General features: G+C 18.7%; 11 protein-coding genes. 2 read left to right on the top strand and 9 right to left on the bottom strand.

Features of this window, described 5'->3' with window-relative positions; all coding sequences use genetic code 11:
• Positions 1 to 110 precede the first annotated feature (110 nt).
• The 6 genes from cgtA to rplM form a co-directional block, all read right to left on the bottom strand.
• A complete protein-coding gene (gene cgtA / locus GJU00_RS02235) occupies positions 111 to 1133 on the bottom strand; it encodes an Obg family GTPase CgtA (RefSeq protein ID WP_168893678.1) in 1023 nt (340 codons plus the stop codon).
• 84 nt (positions 1134 to 1217) lie between these two features.
• The gene (gene rpmA / locus GJU00_RS02230; protein ID WP_168893677.1) at positions 1218 to 1475 is read right to left on the bottom strand and encodes a 50S ribosomal protein L27; all 258 of its coding nucleotides are present in this window, start codon (positions 1473 to 1475) and stop codon (positions 1218 to 1220) included.
• Positions 1476 to 1486: 11 nt separating this feature from the next.
• A complete protein-coding gene (gene rplU / locus GJU00_RS02225) occupies positions 1487 to 1804 on the bottom strand; it encodes a 50S ribosomal protein L21 (RefSeq protein ID WP_168893676.1) in 318 nt (105 codons plus the stop codon).
• Between the two features lie 88 nt (positions 1805 to 1892).
• Entirely contained in the window at positions 1893 to 3155 is a 1263-nt protein-coding gene (murA, locus tag GJU00_RS02220; RefSeq protein ID WP_168893675.1) for a UDP-N-acetylglucosamine 1-carboxyvinyltransferase, read from the bottom strand.
• A 126-nt stretch (positions 3156 to 3281) separates the two neighbouring features.
• Complete coding sequence (gene rpsI / locus GJU00_RS02215; RefSeq protein ID WP_168893674.1) at positions 3282 to 3680, bottom strand: 30S ribosomal protein S9; 399 nt, start codon at positions 3678 to 3680, stop codon at positions 3282 to 3284.
• Positions 3681 to 3704: 24 nt separating this feature from the next.
• Entirely contained in the window at positions 3705 to 4124 is a 420-nt protein-coding gene (gene rplM, locus GJU00_RS02210) for a 50S ribosomal protein L13 (RefSeq protein WP_168893673.1), read from the bottom strand.
• A 222-nt stretch (positions 4125 to 4346) separates the two neighbouring features.
• On the opposite strand from rplM, the gene argR reads away from it, so the two are divergent.
• A complete protein-coding gene (gene argR / locus GJU00_RS02205; RefSeq protein ID WP_168893672.1) occupies positions 4347 to 4826 on the top strand; it encodes a transcriptional regulator ArgR in 480 nt (159 codons plus the stop codon).
• A gap of 25 nt (positions 4827 to 4851) precedes the next feature.
• On the opposite strand, the gene serS is transcribed toward argR, so the two are convergent.
• Entirely contained in the window at positions 4852 to 6135 is a 1284-nt protein-coding gene (serS, locus tag GJU00_RS02200) for a serine--tRNA ligase (protein WP_168893671.1), read from the bottom strand.
• Positions 6136 to 6277: 142 nt separating this feature from the next.
• Here serS and trxB point away from each other — a divergent pair, with 142 nt between their 5' ends.
• Positions 6278 to 7246, top strand: coding sequence for a thioredoxin-disulfide reductase (trxB, locus tag GJU00_RS02195; protein ID WP_168893670.1), 969 nt, complete (start codon positions 6278 to 6280; stop codon positions 7244 to 7246).
• Positions 7247 to 7319: 73 nt separating this feature from the next.
• Here trxB and infA read toward each other — a convergent pair whose 3' ends face one another.
• Positions 7320 to 7538, bottom strand: coding sequence for a translation initiation factor IF-1 (infA, locus tag GJU00_RS02190; RefSeq protein ID WP_168893669.1), 219 nt, complete (start codon positions 7536 to 7538; stop codon positions 7320 to 7322).
• A 31-nt stretch (positions 7539 to 7569) separates the two neighbouring features.
• On the bottom strand, positions 7570 to 9327 hold the full coding sequence (locus GJU00_RS02185; protein WP_168893668.1) for an ATP-binding cassette domain-containing protein: 1758 nt from the start codon (positions 9325 to 9327) through the stop codon (positions 7570 to 7572).
• Between the last annotated feature and the right edge of the window lie 14 nt (positions 9328 to 9341).

Below are 9341 nucleotides of genomic sequence, written 5' to 3'. Positions count from 1 at the left end.
TTTAAGATCCAAATTAAATAAAATTTAATTTAATATAATTTTTTTATAAAATAATACAAATAAATGATATAAGTATTTTATGTAATTAATATTAATAAAATTAATTTATATTATAAATTTTTATTTAATAAATATTTTAAAATATCTATACATAATATTTCTATTCCAATATTTTTTTTTGATGAAATTAAATAAAATTTTTTTATAAATTTATATTTTATTAAAATTTTATTAATATATAATATTAAATTATTTTGATTATCTATTAAATCAATTTTATTTAAAATAAGCCATTGTTCTTTTAAAAGAATTTTTTTACTATACTTTATAAGTTCAAAATTAATTATATTTATAGCACTAGATATACTAATAATATTATTATTAATTGATATATCTATAAAATGTAATAATAAATTACAATATTTAAAATGTTTAATAAAACTTAATCCTAAACCTTTACCAACTGAAGATTTTTTTATAATACTAGGAACATCTAATATTGAAATAGAGGAATTATTTAATGTATTTTTAATAATTCCTAAAATAGGTTTTGTAGTTGTAAAAAAATAATCACCTATTTTAGTATTAGCAGAAGATATTTTTTTTATAAATGTTGATTTTCCAGAATTAGGTAAACCAAATACACCTACGTCCGCCTTTAAAATAAAATTTAATTTTATTTTTTTTTTTTGTCCTAAACAACCTTTAGTCCTTTTATAAGGAGTTCTATTAATAGAAGATTTAAAATTAATATTACCTAATCCTCCTTTTCCTCCTTTTGCAACTAAAAATTTTTGTTTATCTTTTTTTAAAAATACAAGAGTTATATTTTTTTTTACATCAATAATATTTGTACCTATTGGTACGTAAATAATCAAATTTTTACCATTTTTTCCTGTACGTTGATAATTTTGTCCTTTTAATCCATTTTCAGATATATAATTTTGTTTACGATAGAAATTATTTAAATTATTAATATTATTATTAGATATAAAATATATATTTCCTCCCTGCCCTCCATTACCTCCATCAGGGCCCCCTTTAGGAATAAATTTTGCACGATGAAAACTAATACATCCATCTCCTCCATTACCTGCTTTAATATGTATAATTGCTTCATCAAAAAATTTCATTATAACTCCATTTTATATAAAATAGATTTTTATAATTTAAAATATTATTTAATATTTAATTAAAATTAATAATAAATAAAAAAATTATACACTAATAATATTTATATATTTTTTTTTTCTAATTCCTTTAATAGTAAACTTCACAACTCCATTTATTTTGGAAAATAAAGTATGATCTTTACCACATCCTACATTATTTCCAGCATGAAATTTATTACCTCTTTGTCTTATAAGAATAAATCCTGGTTTTACTTTTTCTCCTCCAAAACATTTAATACCTAATCTCTTAGAATGTGAATCTCTACCATTTCTAGATGAACCACCAGCTTTTTTCTGCGCCATAGAATATTTTCCTATACTAGATATTGAATTTTAAGAATTTTTATATTAGTAAATAATTGACGATGTCCTTGTATTTTACGAAAATGTTTTCTTCTACGAAATTTAATTATCTTAATTTTTTTATCCTTACCATGTAACATTAATTGTGCTATTATTTTTGCTCCTGGAATAATAGGATTACCTATATTTAATTGATTTTTGTTATATATTATTAAAATATTTTTAAATTCAATTCTGTCTCCAATTTTGCCTATTATCTTCTCTAATTTAATAGTCTGTCCTTGAATTACTTTATATTGTTTACCACAACTGTCAAAAATAGCATACATTTATTATTATCCTTATAATATATTTTAAAAATAAATAACTAATAATATTATTATATAATTTAATTATTATCTATCTTTAGATTATTAATTATTTATTTTTTAATCTTTTAATTTTTGCGCCTAAAGAAATTAATTTACTTTCTATATTTTCATATCCACGATCAATATAATCAACATTATTAACAATTGTTTTTCCTTTGGCAATACATCCAGCTAATACTAAACTTATCGATGCTCTTAGATCAGTGGCTTTAATTTTTGCACTATATAGTGATTTTATTCCTTGACAAAAAACTTTATTCTTTTTTATAAAAATTTTTGCTCCCATTTTAATTAATTCATTTATATATAGAAAACGATTTTCAAAAATAGTTTCTTGTACTATACTTTTACCTAAAGAAATACAATTTAACAATGTAAATTGAGGTTGCATGTCTGTAGGAAAATTAGGATATGGTCCAGTTATAATATTTACAGCTTTTGGTTTTTTATTATTCATATTAATACTACACCAATTTTTTCCTGTTTTAATTTTTGCTCCTGTATGTTTTAATTTTTTTAAAATTATTTTTAAATTTTTAGGATTAGTATTTTTACATAAAATATATCCTTTAGAAATTGCAGCAGCTACTAAAAAAGTACCTGTTTCTATTCTATCATCCATTATAGTATAAATACCTCCTTTTAATTTTAAAACACCTTTAATTATTATTTGATTAGTCCCACCTCCTTTTATATTAGCACCCATAGTATTTAAAAAATTAATTAAATCTTTTATTTCTGGTTCTTTAGCTGCATTATCAATAATAGTTACATTTTTAGCATAAATTGCAGCTAAAATAATACTAATTGTAGCTCCTACACTATTTTTTTTCATTATTATATGAGAACCCATAAATTTTTTATTTATAGATGCAATAATACGATTATTTTTAATATAAATATTAGCACCTAATTTTTGTAAATATTTAATATGTAAATCAATAGGTCTCATACCAATAGAACAACCTCCTGGTAAAGATATATTTATTTTTTTAAAACGTACTAATAAAGGACTAATTAACCAAATAGAAGCTCTAATAGATTTTATTAAATTTTCAGGAAAATTAAAATTAGTATATAAGTTACTTGTATTAATTATTAATGATTTACCATTTTTAATTTTTACTCCTAAATTTAAAAGTAATTTTATCGTTACATCTATATCTTTTAATTTAGGAATATTTTTAATTTCTATTATTTCTTTTATTAAAAGGGAAGAAAATAAAATAGGTAAGGCTGCATTTTTAGATCCAGAAATATTAACTTCTCCTTTTAATTTTACTGGACCTTTTATTATAAATTTATCCATTTTTTCTCTGAAAATATTAATAAAATATTAAAATAAAAAATAGAGATTATTTTTTAATAAATAAAATTTTAAAAATAAATTAAATTTTACTAAAAATTTTTTTATATAATTAAATAAAATTTAATTTTAACGTTTAGAAAATTGAGGACTACGTCTAGCTTTTTTAAAACCTACTTTTTTACGTTCTACTTTTCTATCATCACGAGTTATAAAACCTTGTTTTTTAAAATTTTTTCTAAAAAAATTATCATATTTTATTAAAGCTCTTGTAATTCCATGTCTAATTGCTCCTGCTTGTCCTGAATTTCCACCTCCTTTAACTGTAATATATACATCTAATTTATTATCCATTTTTATTAATTTTAAAGGTTTCATTATCATAATATAATGTGCTTTTCTAGGAAAAAAAACATTTATATTTTTTTTATTAATAGAAATATTTCCAATACCTTTTTTTATAAATACTCTAGCAGAGGAACTTTTTCTTCTTCCTGTCGCATTATAATCATAGTTATTTTTTTTCATAAATTTATATCCTTAATAATATTATTAAATATTTAAAATATTTTTTTGTGCTATATGATTATGTATTATTCCTGAATAAATTTTTAATCTATTTAACATTAATAACCCAATTTTATTCTTAGGTAACATCCCTTTAACAGAATGTTGTATTATTTTACAAGGATCTTTTATCATTAATTTTTCAAATGAAATTTTTTTTAATCCTCCAGAATAACCACTATGACTAAAATAAATTTTATCTTTTTTTTTATTTCCTGTTATTTTAATTTTATTTGCATTTATAATTATAATATAATCTCCTATATCAAGATGAGGAGAATATGAAATTTTATGTTTTCCCATTAAATAATGGGCAATTATACTTGAGAGTCTTCCTAAAATTTTATTTTTTGCGTTTATAAGATACCATTGACGATAAACTTTTTTTTTTAATAAAATACTCATTTATATATATCCACAATATAAGTAATTAATATGATTATATTATTTAATTATTTATTTTTTAATTTTTTAATAAAAAAATATAAATTTTTATTAAAATATGATAATATAGTTATATTATAAATGCAATTAGTCTTTTTTATTTTGATATTATATATTTTGTAATATTTAAAAAATAATTTTCTTAGATAAGTAATATTTTTTCTTTTGTTTTTTGGTAACTTTATGAATATAATTTCTATAAAAAAAAAAGAAGCTAATTTAATTAAAATATTTAAAAATTTAATAAAACAAGAAAAATTCGGTACTCAAACTGAAATTGTACGTGCTTTGCAAGAAGCAGGATTTCATAATATTAATCAATCTAAAGTATCTAGAATGTTAACAAAATTTGGAGCTGTAAGAATTAGAAATACAAAAATGGAAATGGTATATTGTTTTCCTTTAGAATTAGGTGTTCCAAATACTACTAGTCCATTAAAAAATCTAGTGTTAGATATTGATTATAATGATATTTTAATTATTATTCATACTAGTCCTGGAGCTGCTCAATTAATAGCTAGATTATTAGATTCTTTAGGAAAAGCAGAAGGTATATTAGGTACAATTGCAGGTGATGATACTATTTTTGTAGTACCTACTCATTTATTTAAAACTATTCAATTATATAATTCTATACAAAATCTATTTGAACAAAAACTATAAAATGAATATAGTTTACTTAAATTTTTTATTTTATATATTTTAGTCCCTGCATATATGGTCTTAAAACTTTAGGTATTTTGATATTTCCATTTTTAAGTTGATAATTTTCCATAATAGCTGCTAAAGTTCTACCAATTGCTAATCCAGATCCATTTAAAGTATGTATAAAAGTAATTTTATTATGTTTAATACTTCTATATCTAGCTTTTATTCTTCTAGCTTGGAAATCCCACATATTAGAACAAGAAGAAATTTCATAATATTTATTTTTCGAAGGAAACCATACTTCTAAATCATAAGTTTTACATGATGAAAAACTCATATCACCTGTACATAATAATACTTTTCTATATGGTAAATTTAATAATTGTAATATTTTTTCTGCATTTTCAGTAATTTGTTCTAAAGCTTTAACAGAGTATTTGGGTTTCACTAATTGTACTAATTCTACTTTATCAAATTGATGTGTTCTTATTAATCCTTTATTATATTTCCCGTATGAACCTACTTCAGATCTAAAACAAGGACTATGTGAAACTAATTTTATCGGTAATTCTTTTTCTTCAATAATTTTATTATATACTAAATTAGTTAATGGAACTTCTGCTGTAGGAATTAAGAAATAATCTTCTATATTAGAAGATTTAAAATTTTTTATATGAAAAAGATCTTTACTAAATTTAGGTAATTGTCCAGTACCATATAAAGCTTTTTTTTTTACTATATAAGGAACATAAATTTCTTTATAATTATGATTATTAATATGAATATTTAACATAAATTGAATTAGAATCCTATATAAATATGCTATTAATCCTTTTAAAACAAAAAATTTAGATCCACTTAAATTAACACCTGCTTCTAAATCAATACCTTTATTTAAAATACCTAATTCTACATGATCACGTATAGGAAAATTATATTTAATTATTTCACCCCATTTTATTATTTCTTTATTTTCTTTAGAATCATACCCTATTGGTACATCACTTAATGGTAAGTTAGGTATTATATTATAAACTTTATTTATATTTTTTTTAATATTATCTAATATAATTTTATTTTTTGAAATTTGATTATTAATATTAATTACTATCATTTTATATTCAGATATATTATGAATACTTTTGTTAGATAAATTTTTAGTTATTTGATTTTTTTTAATCTGTAATTGTTCTATCTTAATTTGAAAAATTTTTCTTTTTTGTTCTAATTTATTTATTAAATTAATATCCAAATAAAAATTTCTTTTTTTTAAAATTTTATACACATAATTAATATTATTACGTAATAAATTTATATCTAACATAATACTTTCCATATATATAAATATACTATATAATTTTAACATAAAAAATTATTTTATACATATTTAAATTTTTAAAAATATTTGATATTGAGTATCATATATTTTATATATAATAATTAAAATATTAATATGATAAATATATATGAAAGATGATAAAAAAACAAAACTTCTTATATTAGGATCTGGTCCTGCAGGTTATACTGCAGCGATATATGCTGCAAGAGCTAATTTAAATCCTATAATAGTTACAGGTAATCAAATTGGAGGACAATTAACACAAACTTATAATATAGAAAATTGGCCAGGAATTTTCCCAAATATAACTGGACAAAAATTAATGGATCAATTATATAATCATTCATTATATTTTGGAACTAATATTATTAATGATACAATAACAAAAATTATTAGTTTAAAAAAAACACCTTTTATTGTAAAAGGTAATTTATTTACATATAAATGTGACAGTATGATTATTGCTACAGGATCATATCCAAGATTTTTAGGTTTAGATTCTGAAAAAAAATTTATAGGAAAAGGTGTTTCTTCTTGTGCTATTTGTGATGGATTTTTTTACCGTAATAAAATAATTGCAATTATAGGAGGTGGTAATACTGCAATAGAAGAAGCATTATATTTATCCAAAATTACTTCTACAATACATTTAATTCATAGAAAAAATAATTTTATTGCCGAAAAAATATTACTTCAAAAATTAAAATTATTAGTAAAAAATAAAAAAATAATATTACATACTCCTTATATAGTTAAAGAAATATTAGGTAATGATGTTGGAGTAACGGGAATAAAAATTTCCTCTTTAAATAATAGAAATATTAAAATTATACCAGTATATGGTATATTTATATTAATTGGGACTATACCTAATAGTATTTTATTTCAAAAAATATTAAATTTAGATAAAAATGGTTATATATTAACTAATAAAAATAAATTTAAAAAATTAAACTTTACAGAAACAAATATTACTGGAATTTTTGCTGCTGGTGATGTTATGGATAATAATTATAGACAGGCAATCACGTCAGCAGCTACAGGATGTATGGCTGCATTAGATGCAAAAAAATTTTTAAATTATATTGATAAATAGTTAATTTTTTTAAATAATTAATAATTTCATATAAATTTTAAATTTTTTAAAAGATTATTTAATTAATATTAAATTATCTACTACGAAAAATAATTCTACCTTTTTCTAAATCATAAGGTGTTAATTCAACAGTAACTTTATCTCCTGTTAAAATACGAATATAATTTTTTCTCATTTTACCTGAAATATGAGCTGTTATTATATGTCCATTTTCTAATTTTACATGAAAAATAGTATTAGGTAATGTATTTAATACTGTACCTTGCATTTCTATATTATCTTCTTTAGACATTATTATACCTTATATTTATAAAATATTATAATTATAATCTTATATTATTTTTTATATAATTCCAATAATATCCTTTTTTATTTATTAAATAATCATATGTACCTTTTTCAATTAAAAAACCATTATACATAAAATAAATACAATCCATTCTTTTCATAATATCAATATTATGTGTGATAAATATAACTGTTTTTTTTTTAAAAATAGATAAAATTAAATTAATCATTTTAATAGATGAATTTTGATCTAATCCTTCTGTAAGTTCATCTAATAAAATTAAATTTCCATTATGTAATATAATTCTTGCTATACCTAATTTTTTTAATTCTCCTCCCGAAAGGATTCTACCTCCTTCTCCCATCCATTGATTTAAATTTAAATTTTTATTTAATAATTTTTTTAAACCTACTAATTTTAAAATTTCTATTAAATATTTATGATTAATATCTACATTATATTGATTATTTAATAAAATATTGTTTTTTAACGTATCACTAAATAAATATATTTTTTGAGGTAATACACTTATATTTTTTCTTAATGACCATAAATCCCATTTTTTTAAATTATATTTATTTAAATAAATGTTTCCTTTCACAGGATCCCAAGCTCGAGTTAATAACATAAACAATGTAGATTTTCCACTTCCATTATATCCGGTAATTGCTATTTTTTGTTTTTTTTTTATATGTAAAGATATATTTTTTAAAATATATGGATATTTTTTATTATAATAGAAAAATAAATTATTTATATTTACATTCATAGAATAATTAATATTATTTTGATTTTGATTTTTGTTTATATCTATAAAATAAATAATTGGTTTTTGTTTTATAATATTAAAAATTTTTTTAGCTGAAAAAAAAATTTCATGAATATTTTGAAAAATATTACTTAAAGGGAATAATATTTTAGAAAACGTTATTAAAAATAATATAAATATTATAATTTTATATTGTAATGTTACATTATCAATATATATGTGATTATATAATAATATAATAATTATATTAATATCAGTTATAATATTTATTAATAATTGTGAATTAATACTATAATTATTTTTTATTAATTGTATTTTTTCCCACTTTAATTCTAAAATATTAATTTTATTAGATATATAATTTATACCTTCAAAAATTTTATATTCTATACAATTCGATAAAAAATTATTTACTAAATAATAATATTTTTTCTTTATATCTATATTTTTTTTTCCTATTATTTTACCATTTTTATAAAAATAAAAAAAATAAAATATTATTAATATAATAATATTAAAAAATAAAATAAGAAAAAAAATTTTATTTAATAAAATTAAATATATTAAAATTATTAAAGTAATAATACTTATTATTAAAAAAGGTGTAATTATTTGTAAATATAAAAAATCTAATGTTTCAATATCTGAAATTAATATATTTAAGATTTCAATATTATCAATTAAAGTTAAATTAGATGGATATAAGGGAAAAATTTTTTTTAAAATTAAAATCCTTAAATTTTTTAATAAATATAAAGTATTATTATGTTGAACTATTTTTTCAAAATATTTAGTAATAGTTTTTATTATTGAAATAAATCTAATAACAGTTGTAGGAATAATATAATTATAATATATATTATTATTTTGAATATTTAATAAAAAAGTAGAAGATAATAAATATCCAGATATTATTGATAAAAATAAATTCATTAAATTATTTATTATAGATAAAAAAATTCCTAAAAAAATTTTTTTAATATATTTTTGATAATTTTTTAAAAAATAAAATAAATAAAACATTTTGAAAATTCTTT

Source organism: Enterobacteriaceae endosymbiont of Donacia simplex (assembly GCF_012568645.1).
Classification (GTDB): Bacteria; Pseudomonadota; Gammaproteobacteria; order Enterobacterales; family Enterobacteriaceae.
Note: the sequence above shows the minus strand (reverse complement) of the source record. Positions and strands in the feature narration are given on the sequence as shown.